Consider the following 23,840-nt stretch of genomic DNA (forward strand, 5'->3'; position numbering starts at 1 on the left):
ATGTAGGTGCGATAAAACTATGATAAAGTGAAAAACAGAAAAAAGTAGAAGGTGCTTGTGGCTGGCGCTTGCAGCGGGGGAGATGGGGAGACCTGTTTATACTATTTATAAAGCTATGAAAGAAGGAGAAGGATGAGAATGAGAAGACGTCTGTTTTTCGTGATGGTCGCGGTGCTTACCGCTATCATCATCGCAGCTTGCTCGAACAACAACGAACAAGCGGAAACGCCGGCGATGCTTGAAGTGAAAATGGATGTGCCGGATCACATCGATGTGAACAAGCCGACGAAGCTCGCCTGTGTGGTGACATATGGCGGCGAAAAAGTCGAGGATGCAAGCGAAGTGAAATTTGAAGTATGGAAACATGGGAATGGCGATCGGGAAATGCTGGAAGCGAAGCATGATGGCAATGGGCGTTATTCGGTGACGAAAACGTTCACGGAAGCGGGAACGTATTCTGTTGTTGCCCATGTGACAGCTCGTGACATGCATAATATGCCGAAACAAGATATCGTGGTTGGGAATCCGGAACAGGCCTCAGCTGCAGGGTCAAGCTCTGATGATCAAGCAAATAAGGAAGAAGGCCATCATCACGGCAGTGATGTTTCCATGTCATTATCTTCCCATTCGTTCGAAGCTGGAAAGCCGGTGACGTTAGGGGTTCGGATCACGAAAGATGGAAAGGCGCTCACGAACGCCACCGTTCGTTTTGAAATTTGGCAGGCGGAGAATAAGCACGAATTTATCGATGCGAGCGAAAAAGGAAATGGCGAATATGAGGCAGTGGCCACGTTTGCGAACAAAGGGACGTACTCGGTAAAAGTGCACGTCGAAGCAAGCGCACTGCATGAACATCAAGTGAAACAAGTGACCGTCAACTGATGAAGGATGCCAAAGAAAGGCATCCTTTTTTCTTCCCTTTCGTCTTTCTTGTCCACGTTAGACATATATATAGCAATAAACAGCGGACAAGAGAGAAGGAGAGGGCAGACAATGCATGGGAAGGAATGGTTGGAGGCTTGGCAAATCGCCGCTGTCTATATCGGTACGGTCATTGGTGCGGGGTTTGCGACCGGCCGGGAAATTATCGAATTTTTCACCCAGTACGGAGCAGTAGGGACAGTCGGTGTAGCCGTGAGTGGCCTCTTGTTTACATGGGGCGGCATGCGCCTGATGGTGATGGCACGCCGTATCGGGGCGTCATCGTACGATGAACTGAACCGGTATTTATTCGGGAGGATGGTAAGTCCGTTCGTGACGCTTGTCATGACGGTCATGCTCGCTGGGGTGACGGCGGTGATGATCGCCGGAGCGGGGGCGGTGTTTGAAGAACAGCTTGGCTGGGCGCGGCAGACAGGTGTTGCGCTGACCCTCGTTTTGGCGTTTGTCATTATGTTATTTGACCGCAAAGGCCTATTTGGCATCAATGTGTTTGTGGTGCCGATGATCATGTTGTTCAGTGTGGTCGTCTTCATTAAGACGGTGATGGCCGGGGAGCTGTGCCGCCCGGACATGGTAGCGGCGGACTATTCTTTGAAGGCGGTATTGTCGCCGTTTTCGTATGCGGCGTTTAATTTGGCAATGGCTCAAGCCGTACTCGTCCCTGTCGCCTGTGAGGCAACAAACGAACGGGCGGTAAAGAGGGGGGCGCTTTTAGGCGGGATCGTGCTGACCGTTTTGTTGCTGCTGAATCATACGGTGCTGTTGTCGTTTCCGCACAAGAACGGGTATGATATTCCAATGGCAGAGGTCGTCCATACGTTTTTTGCCGTTTTGTATTGGTTTTATGTTTTTGTCATTTACGGAGAAATTTTTACATCGATTATTGGCGGTCTATTCGGACTTGAACGGCAAGTGCGCATTTGGGTGCCGCTCCGCGGAAAATGGCTTGCCGTATTGCTTGTCTCACTATTTATGGCTGTGAGTCCGTTTCGCTACGGGGAGCTGCTGTCGTTTATTTATCCGCTATTTGGCTATATCAGTCTCGTCTTGTTATGGCTTCTTTGGCGACGGCAGCTGCCGCGTCAATAAATAAGCCCTTTCGTCTCCGGCGATTCCCTGTTTCAGGGGGGGAGGTGAAAGGGCCTCAATTTTTTAGCAACGCTCTTTTTGAAAAAAGAGATTGGCGTGTTGATTGGAAAATCTCTCATCAACGCAACGTCATGGGCGAAAGCGGGCGATCATCGTTTCCAAATCGCGCGACGCCGCAGTGTTTCCGCTGTTTCCATCACTTTTTTCAATGCCTGTCTCGCCCGTCGTCGTTTCGCCAGCTCACTCGTTTGTGGATTCCCCTTTTAGAATATTCTGTCTAATCAATGAGGAATGTGAGGAATGCATAAAAATGTTCTCACATTGGAAGACTATGCCGTAAACGGAAAGGCGAGGGGATAGCCGTGAGCTTTTTATCATTTTTCAAAAAGAAAAAGCATCCGTCACAGCTAACAATGCCGCAATTATGGGAAAAGCTCCGGCGATCCAGTGATTTTGTCGAAGTGTCGTTTGTGGTTGGACGCAAGGAGCTATCGGTTTACTATTTTGATTCGCTCGTAGACCCGAAAGTGCTGCAGGAAAATATTCTTTGTCATCTGCAAAATGATCTTTCTCGCCGTCCGGATGTTCAGTTGGAAGATTTACAGCAAATCGTTCCGATTCAACGCATTGAAGTGAGCGAGGATCCGGCGGCGATCGAGGAAAAAGTACTGAAAGGGTTTGTTGTCGTCAGCTTTCGAGAACAGCCGGGCAAGGCGGCGCTCATCAGTGCGGCGAACGAAAATCTAGGGCTGCGGGAAAACAACGATACGGAAAACGAATTTAGCGTCGTCGGACCGAAAGTCGGGTTTGTCGAAAATATCGGCACGAACTTGCATCTTCTCCGCCGACAAATCGTAACGCCGAATCTTGTGTTTCGTGAAATGATGATCGGCTCGGTGTCAAAAACGAAAGTTGTGATTGCCTATATTGACGGCGTGGCGAACCCGGAAACGATCCGAACGATGACACAGCGAATTGAAGCCATTGATTTTGACGTTGTGTTTGATAATGCGATCATCGATCAGATCATCGCCGATAATTCAAAGACGCCATTTCCGCTCTTCCTCTCCACCGAGCGAATCGACCGAGCTGTTTATGCGCTCGTATCAGGACAAGTCGCGGTGTTTTGCGACGGTTCACCGTATGCGATCATCGGCCCGTCCACGTTTTTTGATTTCTTTACTTCGCCGGAAGACTATTCTTTGCCGTGGGTGCTCGGCTCATTTTTCCGGCTTATCCGCTTTTTCGGTGTTATGTTTTCCATCTTGGCATCACCGGTTTATATCGCGGTATTGACGTACCATTATGAAATGATTCCGGAAGACTTGCTTGGTCCGATCATTTATTCGCGCTCGAACGTTCCGTTTCCGCCAGTGCTTGAAGTATTGTTTTTGGAGATTACGATTGAGCTGCTGCGCGAGGCAGGGGCGCGTCTGCCGACGAAAGTCGCACAGACGCTCGGTATCGTCGGCGGGATTGTTATCGGGCAGGCGACGGTGGATGCCGGGCTGGCGAGCACGATTTTGCTCATTGTCGTCGCTTTAGCGGCGCTCGCCTCGTTTACGACGCCAATTTTTAAAATGTCAAATTCGATTCGGTTTATCCGATTCCCGTTTATTTTGTTTGCCGCATGTTGGGGAGGGATCGGAATCGCCTTCGCCGTCTGCGGACTGCTTATTCATTTAGGGCGGCTTCAGTCGCTTGGTTATCCATACTTAGTGCCGTTTTATCCGTTGCGCGTGCGCAACTTCCGCGATACGTTCGTCCGCTCGCCATACAGTATGACAGCGGAGCGGCCGACGTTTTTCCGCCCGCAGTCGCGGTTTCGCTATGACCCGGAAAATGCTAAGCAAAAGCGCGATATTGATGAGTAAGGTGTGATGGGGATGAAACGTTGGCTCGCATGTTTGCTAGGGTTGCTGTTGCTTGGCGGCTGTGCGAAATCGCGGCCGATCGATCAAATTCAAATTATCCAACAGATGGGCTATGATTTTAAGGATGATCAATATATCGGCACCGCCGTCTACCCGACGTTTAAACAAGGGCCGATGACGAAACCGAATATGTTGACGACTTCATCACCCACCGTCTACGATTTAATCCCACGCTTGTCGGCGAAATCGGCGCTGCCGATCGAAGAAGGGCAGCTGCGGCTCATTTTATTCGGAAAGCAGTTTGCCGAACGGGGGATCGAACAAATTACTCATAGTCTTGCGCGCAATAACAAAGTTGGCAGTCATTTGTTCCTTGGTGTAGCGGAAGGAAGTGCGAAGGAGCTGTTAGACATTACGGCAAAAACGACATTGAGCGATACGTTGTATTTACCGAATCTCATTAAGCAAAATGAACAGTCAATGAACTTGCCAAAGACGAACTTACACTTGTTTTTGTACCGATATTTTTCTCCGGGAAGCGATCCGTTTTTACCCTATTTTGAAAAAAAGGGCGGGTTCGTCAAGTTAGAAGGAGTGGCGTTGTTTCGTGATGGCCGATATGTCGGACATGTGGATTTGCGGGATTCTTTTTTGATGAAAATTTTGTTAGGGGAAACGAAAAACGGCGTCTATCAGCTAAAGGTTGGGGAGCGTGGCAAACAAGGTGAAGATCGAGTGATGTTGCAAAATTTATGGGCGAAACCGACTTATAAATGGAGGCGGGATGGAGACCGTCATGTGCTGGATGTATTTGTTCACATTCATGCTTCGGTAAGAGATTATCCGTCATGGCTTGATGAACCGGGAGCCAATTTGTTTACCGATGTAAAAAAGAAAATGGAAAAAGAATTGGAACAAGATATGCGTCGGCTGTTTCACTATTTTCAGGAAAAACGCATTGATCCGATGGGCATCGGCGACTTTGTGCGCAGCGTCACGAGACGGTGGGATCGCGAATCGTTTTATCGTGAATATCCAGATTTAGATATTCGTCCACACGTGACGGTGGACATTATCCATACAGGAATTGGTGAATAAAACGGGGATCATGAGGAGGGATAACGATGAAACAAACGCTCGATGAACGATTTCTCATCTCCCCGTTTCTTGTTTTTTTTATCGTTCATGCAACCCAAGTCGGTGTCGGGATGCTTGGTTTTCAGCGGCCACTAATGGAAGATGCGGGGCAAGATGCTTGGATGGCTGTATTATTGGCTGGATTGGCTACGCACGTGCTCATTTGGCTGATGTATCGTCTGCTTGCCTATTCCCCATCCGGCGGCGATATTGTATCGCTTCATAAGCATTATTTCGGGCGTTGGTTCGGCGGGGTGTTAAGCATCGGTTTGTTGGCTTATTACGCCCTAGCAGCGTTTACGGTGCTTCAATCATATATTGAAATTATTAAAGTATGGATGTTCCCGCTGATGGGCGCATGGCAGTTCAGCCTCATTTTTTTAATGTTGACGTATTACGTCATTTCCGGCGGTTTTCGTGTCGTCGCTGGCCTATGCTTTTGGGGAGTTGTCATCCCGCTGGCGACGATATTTCCGATGATGGCTTTTGCGTTCGAATATGCACAATATCGGAACTTATTGCCGGTGTTGGACCATTCGCCCACACAAATCTTAAAAGCTGTCAACGATATGGCGTTTCAATATTTAGGGTTTGAAGTGCTGCTTATGTATTACCCATTTTTAAAAAATGCCCCGTCATCGCAAAAGTGGGCGCATGCTTCCAACGTATTGACAATATTCCTTTATTTGGTCGTCATACTTATCTCCATCATTTTTTACAACAAAGAACAGATCGCTCATATTACATGGCCGACGTTGACGCTTGCCAAAATTCCGGAAGTGCCATTTATTGAACGGATGGAATATATCGTCATTTCGATTTATGTGCTTGTGGTGTTTCCGAACCTTGTCGTCGCTGTTTGGGCGATGGCGCGCGTGGTCAAACAGCTGTTTTCCATCAGACAGCGCCGGTCATTGCCGGTGTTGATCGCCTGCTTGTTTATCGGGACGTTGTTTTTTGAAGAGAAAAGCGATATCGAACGGTTCATACAATGGACGTCTAAAAGCGGGCTTTTCCTCATAGGGGTTTATATTCCACTTCTGTACGTGTATGTATGGGTAGTGGAAAAAGTGAAAAAATCTCTACAACAAAAGCAGTAGTTATGTTATAGTAAAAAAGGAAACAGAAGAATACAATTCCGTACGCTCGTACGGGAGAGGTTTCTAGCAAAACCCTCTATAAAAAACTAGGGACGGCTGTATCCTAGGGGTATGGCCTTTTTTGTTTTGGAAACCTCTTCTTCTGTCGATTCAGAAGGAGGTTAGTCAAGATGAAAATGAATGAAGAAAAGGCGGTCGTCGTCTTTAGCGGCGGCCAAGACAGTACGACGTGTTTGTTTTGGGCAAAAAAGCAGTTTGCGGAAGTCGAAGCGGTGACGTTTGATTATGGCCAACGCCATCGCCGAGAAATCGAAGTCGCCGCATCGATTGCCGATGAGCTTGGTGTCCGCCACACGGTGCTTGATATGTCGCTTCTTGGACAGTTGGCGCCAAATGCCCTAACACGCGGCGAGATCGCTATTGAACAAAAGGAAGGCGAGCTGCCGACAACGTTTGTGGATGGGCGCAATTTATTGTTTTTATCGTTCGCTGCGGTGCTTGCTAAGCAACGAGGGGCTCGCCATATTGTTACCGGTGTATGTGAAACGGATTTTAGCGGCTATCCGGATTGCCGCGACATCTTTATCAAATCGCTGAATGTGACACTGAATTTGGCGATGGATTATCCGTTTGTCATTCATACACCGCTCATGTGGTTGACGAAAGCGGAAACGTGGAAACTAGCTGATGAGCTTGGGGCGCTTGAATTCGTCCGAACGAAGACGCTGACGTGCTATAACGGCGTGATCGCCGATGGCTGCGGCGAATGCCCGGCGTGCGTGTTGCGCAAGCGCGGGTTGGAGGAGTATTTGCAGGAAAAAGCGGGGGTGAAGGCGCGATGATCTATCAGCTCTACCCGCAGGTGGCCCATCCGTACCGTTATGAGCTGAACAAAGATATGCACATCGCTGCTGCTCATTTTATCCCGCACGAAGCGGCTGGGAGCTGCGCCAATGTGCACGGGCATACGTACGTCGTCAATGTGACGGTTGCCGGCGACGAGCTGGATGAGAGCGGCTTTTTAGTCAATTTCCAAATGTTAAAGAAGCTTATCCATGGAAAATTGGATCACACGCTGCTCAATGATCATACCGATTGGTTTGACCGCCATGACCCGAACCGGTTTCCAACGACGGAAGTGGTAGCGCGCACGATTTATGAAACGATTCAACGTTATTTAGATACGCTGCCGCATAAACCGAAATGTTTACAAGTATTTGTCCGTGAAACACCGACCAGTTATGTCATTTACCGCCCGAAAGTGGGGGAACGGTAGTGGCTCGTACGATTCCGGTATTAGAGATTTTCGGGCCGACGATCCAAGGAGAAGGGATGGTAATCGGCCAAAAGACGATGTTCGTCCGCACCGCCGGCTGCGATTACCGCTGCCGTTGGTGTGATTCAGCCTTCACGTGGGACGGGTCGGCGAAAGAAGAGATCGAACAGCTGACGGCAGAAGATATTTGGCAGCGGCTTGAAGCCATTGGCGGTCGTCGCTTCCGCCATGTGACGATTTCAGGCGGCAACCCGCTTCTGCTCGCCGCTCTTGGTGAGCTCGTTGCGCTCCTTCATGAAAAAGGGGTACAAGTGGCGGTCGAGACGCAAGGGAGCCGCTGGCAAGATTGGTTGCTTGACGTTGACGATGTCACCATTTCCCCGAAGCCGCCAAGTTCGGGGATGGATACCGACTGGGCGATGCTCGATTCCATCATCAGGAAGCTGCTGGCTGATCAAAATCGGACGCGGCGTGTTAGTCTGAAAGTTGTCGTCTTCGATGAAGCGGATTTGGCGTATGCGAAAGAAGTGCATCGCCGTTACCCGGGAGTTCCATTTTATTTGCAGACCGGCAACGCCGATGTCGAGGCGCTCGATACGAATGCGCTTCGCATGAAGCTTTTTGACCAGCTTGATTGGCTAGTGGAACGGGTGGCTCAATCAGATGAGCTGAATGACGTTCATGTGTTGCCGCAACTGCACACGCTTCTTTGGGGAACGAAGCGCGGTGTCTAAAGCCGCACGCTGGTCCATCACGAAATGATAAAGAAGGAGGAATGACCAATGAATGGAAGGAAAGACGAAGAATTGAAAGACTTGACGCTGCTTGGCAATCAAGGGACAACGTATTCGTTTACGTACGATCCCAATCTTCTTGAAGTGTTTGACAACAAACATCCTGACCGGGATTATTTCGTGAAGTTCAATTGTCCGGAGTTTACGAGTCTATGTCCAAAAACTCGCCAACCGGACTTTGCGACGATTTACATTAGTTATATTCCGGACAAAAAATGCGTCGAAAGCAAGTCGCTGAAACTTTATTTGTTTAGTTTCCGCAACCATGGCGATTTTCACGAAGACTGTGTCAACATCATTATGAACGATTTAATCAACGTGATGGAACCGCGCTACATTGAAGTATGGGGCAAATTCACCCCGCGCGGCGGCATTTCGATCGACCCGTATTGCAACTGGGGGCGCCCGGGGACGAAATACGAAAAAATGGCCGAGTATCGGCTGCTCAACCATGACCTATACCCAGAAAAAATCGATAACCGCTAAAGCCGGCAAAAAATGAGGTGGTTTTTTCGCCAAAACTCATATATAATGGACAATGAATTTTTGCTTGGAGGTTTTGGCGTTGGAGCGAAGAACAGCTCTTTTGCTTGGAGCGAGCGGTTTGGTGGGCAGCGAACTGCTGGCGTTACTGTTGCAATCGGATTTATACCGGCAAGTGACTATTTTCGTTCGCACCCCGCTGCCGTTGGAACATGAAAAGCTGCAGCAAGTTGTGGTCGATTTTGCGCGGCTTGAGTCGTATGAACGGTATTTTAATGTTGACGATGTGTTTTGCTGTCTCGGAACGACGCGTAAAAAGGCGAAAACAAGGCAGCAATTCATTCAAGTCGACTATGAATATACACTGCGTGCCGCGGCGTTGGCGGAAAAATGCCGGGCGAAAAGTTTTTTGACCGTCTCTTCGATCGGCGCCAACCCGTGTTCGCCGTTTTTTTATCAGCGCGTCAAAGGGGAAACGGAAGAGGCGTTGCAGCGGCTGTCCATTCCGTCGCTCCATATTTTCCGCCCGTCGCTGCTTGTCGGCAAGCGCCGGGAGTTCCGCCTCGGCGAGACGCTCGCCGGATGGCTGTTATGCCGGCTGCCGTTTTTGTTTGTCGGCAAGTGGAAAAAATATAAGCCGGTCGATGCCAGCCAGCTTGCGTTGGCCATGTTTTACCGGGCGGCATCGGCAGCAAACGGCGTCCATATATATGAATGCGATGAATTAGCCCGCATTTCATAATAAAAAGAGGCTCATAGCAGCCTCTTTTTTATTCGATGATCTTGTAGTTTTTATGATTGACGACTGTCCGTTCTTGCAAATCAAGCTCACGGTAGTTTTCCATATATGTCAAATCCACGATGACCGAGTTTTCGTTCACTTTTTCCACAATGCCGCGTAATCCATTTTTAAATTCAATAATATCTCCGACTTTCGCTTTTTTTATCATCATCATCATTCTCCTTTTAAACAAATAGTGGTGAACCCAATGGATTGCCAACCGAGCCGACCGGCACGCCTGCCATTGTCAGCAGCGCTAGCCCCCTGAGAGACTCGGTGCTTTTCTACTAGTTTGCCCTATTTTTATGCACAAGTAAAGCCTTTTCTTTCCTAAAATTTAATATTTTTAAAAAAACAAGGGGCGAAGTCTTAACTATACTATAATGATTAGAGGATATTATGTTCAGTATAAGGACATATATCCTCTTTTTTCATACATAATAGATTCATTATATAGATATTGAAAATATGGTCTATTATGTATACTTATAGGCAAAACATATTTTTGTTTTAAAAGAGGTGGAGGACATAGCCCACAGCGGGAGGCGTAGCGAGGTCTTTCGACCGAGCGTAAAAAAGAAAAGATATTAGGTGGTGAAGATCTATGAGGGTGCAAGAGGTTTTCTTAGAGAATAACATTAGATACATATTAGTGGATGAAAAAGGATTTCCTGTGATTCCTGTGGTAAAGTATCTGAAGTATTTAGATACAACAGGGAAAAGCAGGAATACACTGAAGACCTACTGTTATGCGTTAAAGCAGTATTTTGTGTTTTTACAGGAAAAGAAGAAGGATTACAGGAAAGTTCGTTTAGAGGACTTGGTGGAGTTTGTCGCATGGTTGAGGAATCCATATGAAAGCACAAAGGTGACTCCCCTCCAACCTGTGAAAGCAAAGAAAACAGAAAAAACGATTAATCTGACGATTACAGCCGTCACCAATTTTTATGACTATTTGTATCGAAATGAGGAACTTCCAAATGATCTGGTCGATAAGTTGATGAAGCAAGATTTTACAGGAGGAAGAACCAGATACAAGGATTTTCTGTATCATGTCAATAAAAATAAGCCTTCTAACCGTCATATTCTGAAGGTCAAAGAGCCAAGAAAAAAGCTGAAAGTTTTAACGAAAGAAGAAGTACAACAATTGATAAAAGCAACCACTAACATCCGAGATAGATTGTTAATTCAATTGCTTTTTGAAACAGGATTGCGAATTGGTGAGGTGCTTTCTCTATTCATTGAGGATTTTATTTTTGATCATAAGAACGGACATCGGATTCGTTTAGTCCATCGAGGGGAACTGGAGAACGGAGCAAAACTAAAAACAGGGGAACGGGAAATTTATGTTTCCCAAGCCTTAATGGATTTGTTGGATGATTACTTGTATGAGGTAGTGGATGAATTGGACTTCAATACAAATTTCTTGTTTATCAAATTGCGCGGCAAGAACGTAGGTCAACCCATGACCTATAGCGATGTAGAAGCCTTATTTAAGCGATTGAAAAAGAAAACAGGGATCCATGTTCATCCTCACCTTTTACGCCATACACACGCTACCATGTACTACCAACAAACGAAAGATATTAAACAAGTACAAGAACGATTAGGACATTCTCAAATCCAACCACGATCAATTTGTATCTCCATCCTTCGGATGAAGAAATCCGTAAGAATTGGGAGAAGGCACAACATGCGTTTGACATCACAAAAAAATCTGGAAAGGATTCGATCGAATGAATATTCAACAACACCCTATTCATCAATTAAGTTTCCATGAACGTTTACAGCAAGAGTTATCAACCTATACCGAAAAAACCATCCATGAAGACGGCTCGATAACTACCAAAGTTGAACCAAATCCATATTTTTTAGTCAATGATAAATGGGACATTAATGTAATAGGAACTATTTCTAACTTCAAAGAACAATTTTCAAACTATAAGGATACACATAGATATATTCTATTTCAAGTGAAAAGCCCATCTGTCAACTTGGAAATTAAGTATGTGTTCTACCATAAGTTATTTCGGGATGAATGGAGTTTAACAACTGTTTGGATTGGACTGGCTGCAATTCTTCGAAAATTGACCGCCTTCCTAAATGCAAAGTACCCCACCTTATATTCTCTACTTGATTTGGAGATAAATCAAGTAGAGCGAGAATGGTTGCTTTGGTTAACCGAGCAAAGGATTAAAACACAAAAAATTAAAAAACATTATTATGGTGAACGCACAGTTAAATCACAAACAGCAACCATTTTACGAGTCTTACAAACGAAGCTTTTTGAATTAACTGACAATCGTGAAGAATGGGAAAAAGACCGATGGGATGTAAGGGTCCTACATGATAAGTATGGGATTGAGTACAACAAAAGTAAGTCTGACCATTACATTGACTTCACCAAGTTTGAAAACATGAACATACGTCAGCAAGTAAAACAGTATATCAAGCAACGCTTATTAAGTAAAAACCGTTTCGCTTGGAGTAGCGCAATAAACTATTTTACCAATTTACTAAAATTCTTCTCTTTCTTGTTTTCTTTAGAACCGACTTGGAATGATTTAAGTGGGTTAAAGCGTTCCCATATGGAACAGTACATTCAATGGTTGCATGAATATGCGGAAAGCAACTTAAAGCAAAAGAATGCGCATCCTGAACGCTATATATCATATGCCCTATATATCGTAGGAAGGTTTCTTGAAGACATTCAACGATATGGATACGATATCGCTCCCGAAACTAATGTAAATTTGTTAATTTTCCCAGAAGACAAACCAAAACCAAAGAAGAAATCCATTGACCAAATTGACTATATTCCTGATTATGTGTTGGAGCAACTATTCACTCATATCAATCATCTTCACAAAGATATTCAGACTATAATATGGGTAGCCTTTAAAACAGGATTGCGGATTTCCGATGTACTAGGCTTAACACAAGATTGTTTAGTCAAACTAAACGGAAAATATTATATCGAGACCGATATTGAAAAAACCTACGTAAAAGGACATCGGATTCCGATTGATGAAGAATTAGCCAATATTCTTGCGGTATTGATTGATAAATCCATAAAAAATAGCAATGACGACAACAATCCTGAAAAATTTATTTTCGTTCGTTATCGAGGTTCCCGCAAAGGAAAACCATTTAGTCAAGCTTTCATTCGGTATGAACTAAATAAATTAGCAAAAACCAAGAATATTATAGACGAAAACGGTCATGTCTTTCATTTTAAAACACATCAATTCCGCCATACCTATGCGGTCAAAATGTTAAATAGTGGAGTCGATATTTTAACGGTTCAAGAATTATTAGCACATGCTTCACCTGAAATGACCCTGCGATACGCTAAGTTATTAGACGATACCAAGCGTAAAGCATTTGAGGAAGCAATAAAACAAGGTGTATTTAGTTTTGACCTAAATGGGGAGGTTCGGGAAGTAAAACCTAATAAGGATATTCCAGAAGATATCTTGGAAACATTGTGGCGTGATCATAAATTGAATGCGATTGATAATCCATACGGAACTTGTCACGCAAGAATCAACGGAAATTGTCCGTATGCCGAAGAACCACCATGTCTAACATGTAACGGTGGAAGCCCATGTAAGGACTTAGCCATCGGTTTTTCTGATTTGGATATACAGAAGTATGAATTATTAATCAAAACAACCACAAAAACGATAGAAGCTTTGGAACAGCGTGGCAGGAATGATATCGCTGAAAAGAATAAAAGGAATTTAGAGCGTTACGAGAAAATCTTAAACACCATTAAAGAAGTCAATATCATCTTTGGGCGATTAGAACGAATCAAACGAAAGCAAGGTGTTTCCAATGGCTAACTATGACCGTAGAGAGCATTTGAAAGCCATTCATGCCTCCAGAAAGGCTCTCACCTATCAAAAGGTCGATGAAGCCATTAAAAGGCTCATACGAGCCAATGAGAGCATTAATTTTAATAGCGTAGCAAATGAAGCAGGGGTAGCGAAAGCAACACTTTACAACCATTCTGAACTGCGTGAGCGTATTGAAACCTTACGCCAACAACAAGCACAAGCTCCTACTGCGAAACAAATAAAGCGAGAAATGAATGAGAGCAACAAAGACGCTCTTATTGAATCGTTGAAACGAAAAATCAAAAAGTTAGAAGACGAAAACAAGCAATTACGGGAACAGTTAAAATTAGCTTACGCAGAGGTATATAAGAAGTTATAGTAACAAAAGGGAACATTGTTTCCTTTTCTTCTTCAACTAACGGTCAAGTTAGTTGAAGGAGAATTTATTATATTTAGAAGATTTTGAAGGCGAATTAACCAAAATAAATCATCTTTTTTAGGGGAGGCTATCTAAAAAAGGAGGTAGCTTTTATATGAAACGGATTCTAATTTCACTTGTTATATGTTTATTATTCTGGAATTTATCATTGTCCTACCAAGTTGTAGCAAAGACTAATATTACTGGCGAGGAAAAACATACTGATTTTTATGATGCTTTGTTAGTTTTATTAGACCCATATGCGAGGAAAGCAATAAACAACAAGTACCCATCTCGCAGTTATGGGTTATGGAATGCAGAAATATTAGAAGTGAATCGGAAAACTGAAGGATATTCTCAATATGACTTTACAATAAAGGTTAAATATGATACTTATACAGGTCCTCATAATCCACCAGAAGGTCCAGTCATTCTAACTTTTGATGTAAAGTTAGATAGGGTTACTGTAACTAAGGTTGAAGGATGATTTTTGAAATCGTTTTGTTTAAGCTAACGGGATGCTTTAGTTGAATAAGAAAGGACATTACATATTAGTCATATACAATATGTAATGTCCTTTTATTTACTTATATTTCTTTAATTTAGGTCTTGATAAACTTTTTTGAGGAAAGGTCCTTGCGTCGATAAAAGGAGGGCTTAAGTCAACTCCCCAAGCATGGTAGTAAAGTTGCTCCCCTATTACCCCAAATCGCTTTCGTAGACGATCCAAAGAACTGTTTGCCACGTCTCCAAGCGTATACATTCCCATATTGTTCAGATGTTTCTCCATTCGGCTGCCAATACCCCAGACTTCCCGTAACGGAACCGGCCATAACTTTTTCGGTACTTCTTCATATGTACATTCCGCGATGCCTTGTTTTTTTGCGTATACATCAAGCACGACTTTGCTGATGAAACGGTTCGGGCCGATACCAATGCAAGATGGCAGACCGAATTGATTCCAGATCGCGCTTCGTATTTTTTGCGCTGCTTCCTTGGGAGATCCATGTAGTTTTTCCGTACCGTCTAGGGTTATCCAGCTCTCATCAACGCTGTATGTGAGAATCGCTTCAAAAGGGACAAAGGTAGAAAACAGTTCTGTAATTTGCACACTGATTTCTAAATATCGCTTCATGCGAGCGTTAAAAATATGGATATGGCGACGGCAAGGCACTTCATATAGACGGCTTCCTGTTCTGATTCCGTAATCTTGCTTCATTTTTGGAGACGCGGCCAGAACCACGCTCCCGCTCCGATTTTTATCAGAAACAACGACAACATAATCTTCAAGAGGATCCAGTCCATGATCGACGCATTCGCAGCTGGCATAGAAGCTCTTCATATCGATACATAAAATTTTATTTTTTGGCAGACAAGAAATATCAAGCAACATCGACGCAAGGACCTCCTTTTAGGAACATATGTTCCATTTACGAATATATGTTCTTATATTTTGTTAAAAAAGTCAAGCGGAAACCGGGAAAAGAAGGAGATAAGAAGGAAGAGGGGGGAGACAAAAATAAAAAGACCGGATTGCTCCGGTCTTTACAGCTTGTTGACTTTGATGAAATTATTATTAAAAAAATTAGCCCAAAATGTAAAGAACACTTTACATTTTGTTCTTAATATAATATTAACCCGTAGTGCTAGTTGAGCGCTAAAGCTCAACTAGCACCACGGGTAGTAGAGATCTTTCACTATGTCGTAAATAAAGGAAAAAATCAATCGCCGTGCTAGGTGGTCTTTTTGGGCCAGATCGTCCAGTTTTATCGAAGTTTCGGTATAGCGCCGAGGTGGGAGAGGTTCATGTATCGTATGCATTTCAAGGGACGATTTTTGCCGGATGGGATGGAAAAACAACCTTTTACCTTTATCATGAAGACAACAGCTAGCATAACGAATACAATTTAATAAAAAAGATGAATGTAAAGGAGGCGGGCAGAATGAAAGTGTCTTTGGATATTGACAGCGATTACGATGAGACAATCGTGACCATTCACTGTAAGGAAGTAGATGACACGATTAAAGAAATTCTTGATTTTTTAAAAGGGATGGAGACGGAATTTATTGTCGGAAAAAATGGTGATATGCATTATATATTAAAGCCAAATGAGATCCATTTTTTTCGTGCTCATGAGGATAGCATCGAGGCGGTGACAGCCGAGGGAACATTTAAATTGAAGGAAAAGCTGTATGAGCTCGAAAAATTGCTTCCCTCTAACAAGTTTGTTCGCATTTCTAAGTCGGTCATTGTAAATCTCTATGAGTTGAGCCGGTTTGAAGCATCGTTCAATGGCACTCTATGCGTTTATTTTAAATCAGGAGTGAAAGAGTACGTTTCTCGACGTTATGTTCATGCCATCAAAAAAGCATTAAAAATGAATAGGGGGAAAAAAGAATGAAAAAATTCTTATACAGAAGCATCATCGGGATATTGATCGGTTCCTTTATCGCAGTAGTGGTAACTAGCTCTATCATCTATTTCGGTCATTTCCCTGTCATTAATGGTGAAGAATTTATAAAAAACTCATTTGGGAGCATATTTTGTGGATGGTTTTTGCCGTATCTTCGCTTTATTTTGAATTAGAATCGCTCCGTCTGTCGCAACAAACGGCATTGCACTTTGTTACAGTAATTGTTTTATATTTTATCCTGTCCTTGGGAATTGGGTGGATCCCGTTTGATTTGAAAAACATCCTTATTTCAGCAGCTATATTTATTGTAGTCTATTTAGTTATATGGGGTTGCTACTATTTATATTTCAAAAACTTAGCAAATCAAATGAATGAAGATTTAGAGAAAATATAAATAAATATCCCCTTCAGTCAGGATCGGATTTTCACAGTTTGGTCCTTTGTTTGCTGATGCGGATAAAAAAACATTAATAATAAAAGTGAAATAGGAGAGGAGTTGAAATGAACAATGGCAAACAAGCAAATGACTGCAGATGAAATTTTGGAAGCGATCCAAAAAATGAGCAATGAAGAACGTTGGAAATTGCTTGATAAGATGTACGACCTGTATTATTCCAAAGAGCATTTGATAATAAAAGCAAAACGTAAATATTTAGAAGAGGACGACTATTGACGAGCAAGCCTAAGCTAATTGCCTAGGCTTTTTCTTTTTTTGTTCATTATGAAATTTATTACATTAATGTTATATATTTTACAATATTAAATCATTTTGCTTTCATTTATACTAAACTCGTATATTTATATTATTTTAACCCGTGGTGCTAGATAAAATCAGACAAGCATAAAAATAGCCCTTGCATGAGGATCTCCTTAAAATGAAAGTGCGACCAAACATTTAAAAGGAGAATTCACATGCAAGAGCACTTTCATTTTACAACAGATCGAGCCAAACTTCAAAAACAATATGTATCGACACGAGTGTTGATTATCCAAAATTATACATACGCCTTCCATAAATTTGGGCATACTCAAACAAAGCAGCGGCCATCCCGGATTTCCAATCGAGAGGAAGCTGCCCAGAGAAAAAACGGCGAACGAACGAAATGAAGGAAAGAGAGACGTTCGTCTGTTTTTTGGTTTGATCATACAGCCATCGCAGCAACACATACGCGATGAACGCCGCAAACAGTTGGTTGTATACCGCATTTTCCGTCGTGCCAAACAAGGTCGGGACATTCAGATATTGCTTCACCCAACGGAAAAAGACCTCAACAGTCCAACGTTGTTGGTACATGTCGGCAATGGTTTCCGCAGACGCATGGAAGAGGTTCGTCACGACCCGAATGTCGCGGCCATTCGCATCTCGAAAGATCACCACCCGGTGACGCTTGGTGGAGCGGCATTGTTTCGTCCCCAACTGGCACGTGAAGTCGGCTTGAACCGATGAGGATGTGCTGGAAAGGCGTTTCAAGCTTTTTTTCTGATGAAGTTCGATGTTGTCCTTCATCCGAATGACAAAGAGCTGATGCTGCTCCACAAATCGATCGAGGCGTTCGATTTTGAAATACGCCCGGTCTTCCACCAGCACTTGTTGAGCGTTCGTCAACTGTTCTCCCACCGGGCCATCATGACGCAGTCCGATGGTTTCCACCACGTCTGCCGGCAACGAGGATTCCGGCGAATACGCGACGTGCAGCTTCACTCCGGCGCGTTCGCCGTGATACGGCGCCCATGGCAGGCGGTTTTTCCCGACCGTGACGGTCGTCGAATCCACCACCCGAAGCGGTTTGGGAAACCGAAGCGAACGGCGGGTTTGGCGGTTGCACTTGGAAATGATCAACGCCAACAAGCGTTTCATGATGTCATAGGGAACTTCTTTCGCTTTCTTGGATACAGTTGAATAATGGAATCGCGGCAATCCATACAGAGGCCCCACATCGGCTCCGTGGCGAAAGCTTTTCCATTGATGCATGGCGGCCAGCAGGAAGAAGTGAATCAACTCGCGCAACGTAAAGGTTCGAGACGAATCACGATACCCAACCGCTTCGGCAATCAGTTGAATCTCTTCATCCGAAACAAGTTTTTGCATCAAATTCGGGAGTGTGGTATGCTTGTTCATAGAGAGCACCTCCTGGGTTTGTTTGTGTCGCTACTCACATTCTACAGGAAAGGTGCTCTTTTTTCTATACCCTTTGGATTTTATTGGATAATCAACACGCCTGATAAGATAATAACTTTTTTAATAGTCACTCTTGTTGTTATGTCAAGAAAACGGACACGTTAAACAGAGAGAAATATCTGTAGCTGAATTTATGCAGCTACTTTTCCCTGGTTAGAGTAATATGCAAATTCAAATTCACATGGCGATACATAGCTAAGAATTGAATGATTTCTTTTGTGGTTGTAAAAGCATTAGATGTACTCAAAAATTGCTTGTTTCGCTTCTGTTCGCGTGCGGAATCGATTCAAATGTCAAGGCCGATTATTTTTTCCCCAAAATCGCCGGTTTAAAATTCCCCAGAAGGACCTTTCATTGATCCTTCTGTTTTTCTTGTTGGATCCTCTTTTCCCGTAATCGATAGCTTTCCCCCTTTAGGTTGAAAATGATGGAATGATGCAGTAATCGATCTAACATCGCTGTCGCCAAAACCGAGTCTCCCACGATTTCTCCCCATTCCCCGAAGCTTTTGTTGGAGGTGAGGATAATCGGGGCATGCTCGTACCGACGAGCGATCACTTGAAATAAGTAATGAGCGCTGTTCGGGTCCAGTTTTAGGTACCCCATTTCATCAATAATGAGAACGGTTGGCTTCACAAAGACACGAAGCTTTTTCTCCAACTTTCCTTCCTGGTCGGCTCTTCTTAACTGATTGACCAAATCGTGAGCGGTAATAAAATACGTTTTATACCCTCTTGCGATCGCCTCCATTCCAATCGAAATTGCCAGATGTGTCTTTCCAATCCCCGGTGGACCGAGAAAGAGGATATTTTCTTTCCGGTCAATAAAGGACAACGTAAGCAGCTCTCGAATCCGGCGCTCATCCACCGAAGGCTGCGCGGTAAAATCAAACGTATCGATCGTCTTGCGATACGGCAGTTTGGACAGCTTGATGAGCGTTTGGATCGATCGTGCCTGTTTTTCGACGATTTCTGCCTCTAATAAGCGGAATAAAAACTCTGAATATGATATATTATGAGTAGAGGCGTATTCTGCCATGGCGGACCATCGCTCCGCCATGACAGGCAAATGGAGTTGGTGGCAATACTCGTGTATGCGTTCTTTCATGAGCTTTCCCCTCGCAGGAATGCGTCATAAACGGACAATGGACGAGTATCCACTTCCATCGAAACAGGCGAAATGGTGGCGGCCATTTCTGTCTGTTTCTTTTTTATTTTTTCAGCGAATGAAATCACTTTTTTCTGTTGGTCCACGTGAGAAATCTCCTTCCCTCGAAAGTACAATCGAATATCTCCATTTAATCGCTCCTTCACCAGAATTTCTTTGCCCGCATACTCCGCCGATAAGAGCCATTGCTCCCCTTTATACGAGAAACTGCCATCCCAATGCACTTTCCGATAGGAAAGATAGCTCGTATCGTAATCTTTCAACGGGAGAGGTTTGAGTGACTCCTCGGCCCAACGCTCTTGCGGAGAAATACCGGTAGTGGCGTTTGGCTTCCGATTCGCCACTTGATCGAGCCAATGATGTAAAAGGAAATTTAATTCTTCGATGCTTTCAAACGATGTTCCTACATAGAAGTGATCCATAATATACTGAATGGCTCGTTCGACTTTTCCCTTTGTCTGGGCCCGGTAGGGCCGGCATACTTTTGGAATAAATCCGTAGTAACTCGCAAATTCAGAAAATCGCTGATTCCATTTCACCACTCCTTGTTCTCGCCCGTCTGTAACGGTCTTCATATTGTCAAATAACACCTTCTTCGGAACCCCACCAAAGTACTTGAAGCTCTGAATCAGGCATTCCATTAAGTGCTCCTGGTCCTGGCTGGTCGTAAATACCGCGTATTTCATCCGCGAATAGCCTAACGTGGCCACAAATAGCGATAACTTGACTTTTCTCCCTTCGATCACGACCTCCCCAACTTCTTTCCAATCGACTTGCATTTGTTCGCCAGGAAGCGTTTCATAGCGAACGGTGTATTTCTTTTTGGCCGTCTCTCGGAAAGGTTTCATATAGTCTTTTAAAATCGTCTTTCCTCCCGTATAGCCCTGTTGTCGAATTTCAAAAAACAACTTTTCGCTATTAAACACCCCATCTTCTAACATCCTGTAACTGCTAAACTAAAATGGACAGAATCCGACAAATAAAATTGAACACTCATTTACCAATTTTACTCCGAACAGCTATGATAGATGTTGAATGCTATCTAGCTGTTGGAGGGATGGAAAGGTGGATAAGTGGGAAGTGTACATGGAAATTTATCAGCTCTTAAAGCAAGGATTTAGTAAAGCCACTATCGCTAAAAAATTAAACATATCCAGAACGACATTATATAACTATTTAAAACGTTCACCAGAGGAAATGACGATATGGCTGGCTTCTACGAAGCAGCGAAGAAAAAAGTTAGACCCTTACCGAGAGATTATTTTACATTGGATTCAGAAGCATCCAGATCTATCAGCGTCTCAAGTACAAGATTGGCTGGAGGAACAATATCCCGATCTCCGTGTGGGAGAAAGTACGGTCCGCAGCTATGTGAGGAATTTACGAGAGGAGTGGAACATCCCAAAAGAAACTTCTGTCCGCCAATATCAAGCAGTGCCAGATCCACCAATGGGTCACCAAGCGCAAGTCGATTTTGGAAAAGTCAAAGTAAAAAATCAACAAGGAAAGGATATCGTGTTATATTTTATCGCCTTTGTTCTTTCGCACTCCCGTTATAAATACATGGAGTGGCTGAATCGTCCTTTACGACGAGAGATGTCATCCAAGCGCACGAGAATGCGTTCCAATGGTTTGGGGGAATCCCAAACGAACTGGTTTACGATCAGGACAACCTGATTGTGGTCAGCGAAAATGCCGGGGATCTCATTCTCACGGCCGAATTTGAAGCCTATCGGAGACAACGAAACTTGACTCTTCATGTATGTCGAAAGGCAGATCCGGAAAGTAAGGGGAAAATCGAAAACGTCGTAGGATTTATCAAACATAACTTTGCCAAACATCGGATCTTTACTACTATCGATGCATGGAATGAACAAGGATGGAATTGGCTGCGCCGAACAGGAAACGGCAGAGTTCATAATACGACAAAAAAGAGACCGGCCGATGTGTTCGAACTCGAAAAAGCACACTTACGACCGATCTCTCCATCATTGGACGTGACTGGTGTCCCCAAAACAAACCTTACCAACAGTATAACAAGGACGGTGAGAAAGGACAATACCATTCTGTACAAATCCAATCGATACACGGTTCCGTGCGGAACCTATACATCGTTTGGGAAAACGGTGCAAATCGTCATTCAAGAGGCAGAACAAGAACTCCTGATCTATGATTTGGAAACCGGGGAATACTTAGGGAAACACCCGATCACTCACGGCAAAGGGAAACTCATTCAAAACCGGAATCATCTGCGTGATCGAGCGAAAGGGATCGATGTGTATCTCGAGAGGATTGCCCATGAATTTGAAAATCCGGATGCGGCCAAGGAGTATCTCGAACGTATACGAAAAAACTATCCACGATATATACGGGATCAATTACAGCTCATTCAAAAGCAGCTGGCTCAATCTCCACTCTCTCTGTGCAGCCAAGCGCTGCAAAAATGTATGGAATTACAGTTGTATAGCGCCTCTGCATTTACAGATATGGTCGGTTACTTACAACGACAACATAGATGGAACACTTCCGACAAAGTCGTTTCAGTGAACCGAATTCAACCATTACGTGAGGGGAACCTTTCGGTTTTGGAAGCTCAACCAGCTGTCAGAAGCATCGAAGAATATATTGAGATTTTGGAGGGAAGAACGAAATGAGCCAGCTGGCGAAAGTACAAGAGTTATTGCGAACGTTGCGTTTGACAGAAACGGCTTTTCACCTGCCTGTACTAGTGAAACAAGCAGAAACAAACGAGATGACCTATCTTCGTTTTTTTGTCCATAGTATTACAGTATGAACAAGATTGTCGGGAGAAAAAAGCACGGGAAAGGCGTCTAAAATGGGCAGCTTTCCCGTATTACAAGACATTGGACGAGTTTCAGCTGGATGAACAGCCATCACTGACAAAACGGCAATTTCATCAATTGCGGGAACTCGCATGGTTAGACCAACTTTTTAACTTAATTTTATTAGGACCGCCAGGTGTAGGGAAAACCCATTTAGCGATTGGACTTGGGATGGAGGCGATTGATCAAGGGTATAAAGTGACGTTTATTACCATGGGAGAGTTGATTCAAGCGTTAAAAACAGAAGAAATCACTCGCAAATCTCGAATTCGTCTTCAGCGTCTAAGAGAATCCAACCTCGTGATTATCGATGATCTCATGTTTATGGCGATGGATCAACGAGAAGCCAATTTGTTTTTCCATTTGATCAATGACTTGTACAATCAATCATCCATTATTTTAACGTCCAACAAGGGACCAAGTGAATGGGGAGAACTACTGGGGGATCCAGCGATCACTACAGCCGTATTAGATAGAATTATTCATCGGGCAGAGGTGATTCATTTAAACGGAGACAGCTATCGCATGAAGCATAGAATTTCCATTTTCAGCGATGAAACTGTTCAAAATTAATGAGCAAAAAGTGTTCAATTTTACTTGACGGTTACATGCAATTGAGAACAGTATAAAATGAGTGAAAATCCAGAGGAATTCCAAAGGGAAATTACGGTGATAATTGCAATAACCATTATTATTGAAAAACCACCGATTAACAGAACAGTTGCTCTTGAAATTCAAATTAGAGGTATTTAGCCAGCTACTCCCAGAACCGAACCCCCCTCCAAAATTTTTATTTGTTACTTTATGATTATCTCCGCAATGGTCGTGGTAGCGAATAACGATGTCATTGGAGAAGATAATGACATCCTTTGGGAAATACCTAGGAATTGGGCTCACTGAATATGCTGAATATGTATTACTATAAAATGCTCTGTTATCTTGGGAAGGGAAAACTATGGATCTATAGAAGATAGACCATTATATAACACAAAATATAAAAGCTAGGAGGCAAGCGTATGGAAAGATATATTTTAGTGAGTACTATTTTAGGTCTTATATTATTATTATTTTTCTTTAGCGAATATAGAACTAACCAATCTCTTAATCAAGAAGCTACTTTGGAAGGTTTTATAATTATGAAAGAAGGGGAAGTATATTTAGTTGAAGATCCAGATTTTGTTCAGGAAGACGCAAACAAATTAACAATACAGGAATTAAGAAGAAAATATAATATGAGTAAGTTATTAATTAAGGGGTTTGGTACTTTGAGGGGAATAGAAAATGGACAAAAAGTAAAAGTGTGGTATTCAGAGATTTTAGAATCGTATCCGGGCAAAGTCGAAGTTATAAAGATTGAACCTATGTAATTATAATTTTCAAAATAATTGAAATATATGAACTATTTGGTTATAATAACTTTGAAAAATTCATAACCCGAGTTCGACAGTCACTAGGCAAACAAAATGCCTCTCGCCCCTTGATACAAAAGGGATCGGAGGCATTT

23 protein-coding genes and 3 pseudogenes are annotated in these 23,840 nt (G+C 43.4%); 21 read left to right on the forward strand and 5 right to left on the reverse strand.

All coding sequences use genetic code 11. The features are described 5' to 3' along the window. Positions 1 to 138: 138 nt before the first annotated feature. The 10 genes from IC804_RS14705 to IC804_RS14750 all read left to right on the forward strand — a co-directional run bounded on the left by IC804_RS14705 (position 139) and on the right by IC804_RS14750 (position 9,437). Positions 139 to 882 carry a FixH family protein gene (locus IC804_RS14705; RefSeq protein ID WP_008878819.1) on the forward strand — a complete coding sequence of 248 codons (744 nt, stop codon included), beginning with the start codon at positions 139 to 141 and terminating at the stop codon, positions 880 to 882. 111 nt (positions 883 to 993) lie between these two features. Then, positions 994 to 2,031 (forward strand): YkvI family membrane protein, encoded by a 1,038-nt coding sequence (locus IC804_RS14710; RefSeq protein ID WP_008878818.1) that lies wholly within the window; start codon positions 994 to 996, stop codon positions 2,029 to 2,031. Between the two features lie 413 nt (positions 2,032 to 2,444). Further along, the gene (locus IC804_RS14715; RefSeq protein WP_011887048.1) at positions 2,445 to 3,905 is read left to right on the forward strand and encodes a spore germination protein; all 1,461 of its coding nucleotides are present in this window, start codon (positions 2,445 to 2,447) and stop codon (positions 3,903 to 3,905) included. A gap of 12 nt (positions 3,906 to 3,917) precedes the next feature. Then, on the forward strand, positions 3,918 to 5,003 hold the full coding sequence (locus tag IC804_RS14720) for a Ger(x)C family spore germination protein (protein ID WP_029760374.1): 1,086 nt from the start codon (positions 3,918 to 3,920) through the stop codon (positions 5,001 to 5,003). A gap of 26 nt (positions 5,004 to 5,029) precedes the next feature. After that, positions 5,030 to 6,142, forward strand: coding sequence for a GerAB/ArcD/ProY family transporter (locus tag IC804_RS14725; protein WP_008878814.1), 1,113 nt, complete (start codon positions 5,030 to 5,032; stop codon positions 6,140 to 6,142). A 170-nt stretch (positions 6,143 to 6,312) separates the two neighbouring features. After that, positions 6,313 to 6,984 (forward strand): 7-cyano-7-deazaguanine synthase QueC, encoded by a 672-nt coding sequence (gene queC, locus IC804_RS14730; RefSeq protein ID WP_011887050.1) that lies wholly within the window; start codon positions 6,313 to 6,315, stop codon positions 6,982 to 6,984. After that, positions 6,981 to 7,418 carry a 6-carboxytetrahydropterin synthase QueD gene (gene queD, locus IC804_RS14735; RefSeq protein ID WP_008878812.1) on the forward strand — a complete coding sequence of 146 codons (438 nt, stop codon included), beginning with the start codon at positions 6,981 to 6,983 and terminating at the stop codon, positions 7,416 to 7,418. The genes queC and queD overlap by 4 nt, the downstream gene beginning before the upstream one ends. Then, entirely contained in the window at positions 7,418 to 8,152 is a 735-nt protein-coding gene (gene queE, locus IC804_RS14740; RefSeq protein ID WP_008878811.1) for a 7-carboxy-7-deazaguanine synthase QueE, read from the forward strand. Before queD ends, queE begins: the two co-directional genes overlap by 1 nt. A gap of 48 nt (positions 8,153 to 8,200) precedes the next feature. Then, complete coding sequence (gene queF, locus IC804_RS14745) at positions 8,201 to 8,698, forward strand: preQ(1) synthase (RefSeq protein ID WP_008878810.1); 498 nt, start codon at positions 8,201 to 8,203, stop codon at positions 8,696 to 8,698. 52 nt (positions 8,699 to 8,750) lie between these two features. Further along, entirely contained in the window at positions 8,751 to 9,437 is a 687-nt protein-coding gene (locus tag IC804_RS14750) for an oxidoreductase (protein WP_049756677.1), read from the forward strand. Between the two features lie 28 nt (positions 9,438 to 9,465). Here the strand turns inward: IC804_RS14750 and IC804_RS14755 are convergent, their stop codons facing one another. Further along, the gene (locus tag IC804_RS14755) at positions 9,466 to 9,645 is read right to left on the reverse strand and encodes a YkvS family protein (RefSeq protein ID WP_013145942.1); all 180 of its coding nucleotides are present in this window, start codon (positions 9,643 to 9,645) and stop codon (positions 9,466 to 9,468) included. Positions 9,646 to 10,080: 435 nt separating this feature from the next. Here IC804_RS14755 and IC804_RS14760 point away from each other — a divergent pair. The 4 genes and pseudogenes from IC804_RS14760 (at position 10,081) to IC804_RS14775 (ending at position 14,220) form a co-directional block, all read left to right on the forward strand. After that, a pseudogene (locus IC804_RS14760) lies at positions 10,081 to 11,216 on the forward strand (tyrosine-type recombinase/integrase). Further along, entirely contained in the window at positions 11,213 to 13,321 is a 2,109-nt protein-coding gene (locus tag IC804_RS14765) for a tyrosine-type recombinase/integrase (RefSeq protein WP_190300623.1), read from the forward strand. Before IC804_RS14760 ends, IC804_RS14765 begins: the two are co-directional and overlap by 4 nt. Beyond that, entirely contained in the window at positions 13,314 to 13,694 is a 381-nt protein-coding gene (locus IC804_RS14770) for a DUF6262 family protein (protein ID WP_042409697.1), read from the forward strand. The genes IC804_RS14765 and IC804_RS14770 overlap by 8 nt, the downstream gene beginning before the upstream one ends. A gap of 154 nt (positions 13,695 to 13,848) precedes the next feature. Next, positions 13,849 to 14,220 carry a DUF3888 domain-containing protein gene (locus IC804_RS14775; RefSeq protein WP_052510034.1) on the forward strand — a complete coding sequence of 124 codons (372 nt, stop codon included), beginning with the start codon at positions 13,849 to 13,851 and terminating at the stop codon, positions 14,218 to 14,220. A gap of 96 nt (positions 14,221 to 14,316) precedes the next feature. Here IC804_RS14775 and IC804_RS14780 read toward each other — a convergent pair whose 3' ends face one another. Next, a complete protein-coding gene (locus tag IC804_RS14780; RefSeq protein ID WP_223812827.1) occupies positions 14,317 to 15,126 on the reverse strand; it encodes a Y-family DNA polymerase in 810 nt (269 codons plus the stop codon). Positions 15,127 to 15,676: 550 nt separating this feature from the next. Between IC804_RS14780 and IC804_RS14785 the strand changes: the two genes are divergently transcribed. The 3 genes from IC804_RS14785 (at position 15,677) to IC804_RS14795 (ending at position 16,820) form a co-directional block, all read left to right on the forward strand. Continuing rightward, positions 15,677 to 16,135: a LytTR family DNA-binding domain-containing protein gene (locus IC804_RS14785; RefSeq protein ID WP_190300624.1), complete on the forward strand. Its 459-nt coding sequence runs from the start codon at positions 15,677 to 15,679 to the stop codon at positions 16,133 to 16,135. Positions 16,136 to 16,283: 148 nt separating this feature from the next. Continuing rightward, entirely contained in the window at positions 16,284 to 16,541 is a 258-nt protein-coding gene (locus tag IC804_RS19130) for a DUF3021 domain-containing protein (protein ID WP_370543777.1), read from the forward strand. A gap of 114 nt (positions 16,542 to 16,655) precedes the next feature. Continuing rightward, positions 16,656 to 16,820 (forward strand): hypothetical protein, encoded by a 165-nt coding sequence (locus IC804_RS14795; RefSeq protein WP_015864897.1) that lies wholly within the window; start codon positions 16,656 to 16,658, stop codon positions 16,818 to 16,820. A gap of 312 nt (positions 16,821 to 17,132) precedes the next feature. On the opposite strand, the gene IC804_RS14800 is transcribed toward IC804_RS14795, so the two are convergent. The 3 genes and pseudogenes from IC804_RS14800 to istA all read right to left on the reverse strand — a co-directional run. After that, positions 17,133 to 18,266, reverse strand: coding sequence for an IS4-like element IS5377 family transposase (locus IC804_RS14800; protein ID WP_015375695.1), 1,134 nt, complete (start codon positions 18,264 to 18,266; stop codon positions 17,133 to 17,135). Positions 18,267 to 18,677: 411 nt separating this feature from the next. Beyond that, positions 18,678 to 19,433, reverse strand: coding sequence for an IS21-like element IS5376 family helper ATPase IstB (istB, locus tag IC804_RS14805; RefSeq protein WP_009361858.1), 756 nt, complete (start codon positions 19,431 to 19,433; stop codon positions 18,678 to 18,680). Next, positions 19,430 to 20,437, reverse strand: a pseudogene (gene istA / locus IC804_RS14810) (IS21-like element IS5376 family transposase); the annotation flags it as partial. The pseudogene istA and the gene istB (IC804_RS14805), both read right to left, overlap by 4 nt. A gap of 121 nt (positions 20,438 to 20,558) precedes the next feature. Between istA and IC804_RS19135 the strand changes: the two are divergent. From IC804_RS19135 to IC804_RS14825, 4 genes and pseudogenes are all read left to right on the forward strand, one after another. Then, the gene (locus IC804_RS19135) at positions 20,559 to 21,170 is read left to right on the forward strand and encodes a helix-turn-helix domain-containing protein (RefSeq protein WP_223812843.1); all 612 of its coding nucleotides are present in this window, start codon (positions 20,559 to 20,561) and stop codon (positions 21,168 to 21,170) included. Continuing rightward, a complete protein-coding gene (locus tag IC804_RS14815) occupies positions 21,062 to 22,147 on the forward strand; it encodes a hypothetical protein (protein ID WP_370543775.1) in 1,086 nt (361 codons plus the stop codon). The genes IC804_RS19135 and IC804_RS14815 overlap by 109 nt, the downstream gene beginning before the upstream one ends. Beyond that, positions 22,144 to 22,909, forward strand: a pseudogene (gene istB, locus IC804_RS14820) (IS21-like element helper ATPase IstB). Before IC804_RS14815 ends, istB (IC804_RS14820) begins: the two are co-directional and overlap by 4 nt. 443 nt (positions 22,910 to 23,352) lie before the next feature. After that, positions 23,353 to 23,703, forward strand: coding sequence for a DUF3221 domain-containing protein (locus IC804_RS14825; protein ID WP_008881771.1), 351 nt, complete (start codon positions 23,353 to 23,355; stop codon positions 23,701 to 23,703). Positions 23,704 to 23,840 lie beyond the last annotated feature (137 nt).

Source organism: Geobacillus sp. 47C-IIb (assembly GCF_014679705.1).
Taxonomy (GTDB): domain Bacteria; phylum Bacillota; class Bacilli; order Bacillales; family Anoxybacillaceae; genus Geobacillus; species Geobacillus thermodenitrificans.

Bases quoted from the DNA above. Each gene is read 5' to 3' on its own strand.
- IC804_RS14705 (WP_008878819.1), top strand. From the start codon at position 139: ATGAGAAGACGTCTGTTTTTCGTGATGGTCGCGGTGCTTACCGCTATC.
- IC804_RS14710 (WP_008878818.1), top strand. From the start codon at position 994: ATGCATGGGAAGGAATGGTTGGAGGCTTGGCAAATCGCCGCTGTCTAT.
- IC804_RS14715 (WP_011887048.1), top strand. From the start codon at position 2,445: ATGCCGCAATTATGGGAAAAGCTCCGGCGATCCAGTGATTTTGTCGAA.
- IC804_RS14720 (WP_029760374.1), top strand. From the start codon at position 3,918: ATGAAACGTTGGCTCGCATGTTTGCTAGGGTTGCTGTTGCTTGGCGGC.
- IC804_RS14725 (WP_008878814.1), top strand. From the start codon at position 5,030: ATGAAACAAACGCTCGATGAACGATTTCTCATCTCCCCGTTTCTTGTT.
- queC (WP_011887050.1), top strand. From the start codon at position 6,313: ATGAAAATGAATGAAGAAAAGGCGGTCGTCGTCTTTAGCGGCGGCCAA.
- queD (WP_008878812.1), top strand. From the start codon at position 6,981: ATGATCTATCAGCTCTACCCGCAGGTGGCCCATCCGTACCGTTATGAG.
- queF (WP_008878810.1), top strand. From the start codon at position 8,201: ATGAATGGAAGGAAAGACGAAGAATTGAAAGACTTGACGCTGCTTGGC.
- IC804_RS14750 (WP_049756677.1), top strand. From the start codon at position 8,751: ATGAATTTTTGCTTGGAGGTTTTGGCGTTGGAGCGAAGAACAGCTCTT.
- IC804_RS14755 (WP_013145942.1), bottom strand. From the start codon at position 9,645: ATGATAAAAAAAGCGAAAGTCGGAGATATTATTGAATTTAAAAATGGA.
- IC804_RS14765 (WP_190300623.1), top strand. From the start codon at position 11,213: ATGAATATTCAACAACACCCTATTCATCAATTAAGTTTCCATGAACGT.
- IC804_RS14770 (WP_042409697.1), top strand. From the start codon at position 13,314: ATGGCTAACTATGACCGTAGAGAGCATTTGAAAGCCATTCATGCCTCC.
- IC804_RS14775 (WP_052510034.1), top strand. From the start codon at position 13,849: ATGAAACGGATTCTAATTTCACTTGTTATATGTTTATTATTCTGGAAT.
- IC804_RS14780 (WP_223812827.1), bottom strand. From the start codon at position 15,126: ATGTTGCTTGATATTTCTTGTCTGCCAAAAAATAAAATTTTATGTATC.
- IC804_RS14785 (WP_190300624.1), top strand. From the start codon at position 15,677: ATGAAAGTGTCTTTGGATATTGACAGCGATTACGATGAGACAATCGTG.
- IC804_RS19130 (WP_370543777.1), top strand. From the start codon at position 16,284: ATGGTTTTTGCCGTATCTTCGCTTTATTTTGAATTAGAATCGCTCCGT.
- IC804_RS14795 (WP_015864897.1), top strand. From the start codon at position 16,656: ATGGCAAACAAGCAAATGACTGCAGATGAAATTTTGGAAGCGATCCAA.
- IC804_RS14800 (WP_015375695.1), bottom strand. From the start codon at position 18,266: ATGAACAAGCATACCACACTCCCGAATTTGATGCAAAAACTTGTTTCG.
- istB (WP_009361858.1), bottom strand. From the start codon at position 19,433: ATGAAAGAACGCATACACGAGTATTGCCACCAACTCCATTTGCCTGTC.
- IC804_RS14825 (WP_008881771.1), top strand. From the start codon at position 23,353: ATGGAAAGATATATTTTAGTGAGTACTATTTTAGGTCTTATATTATTA.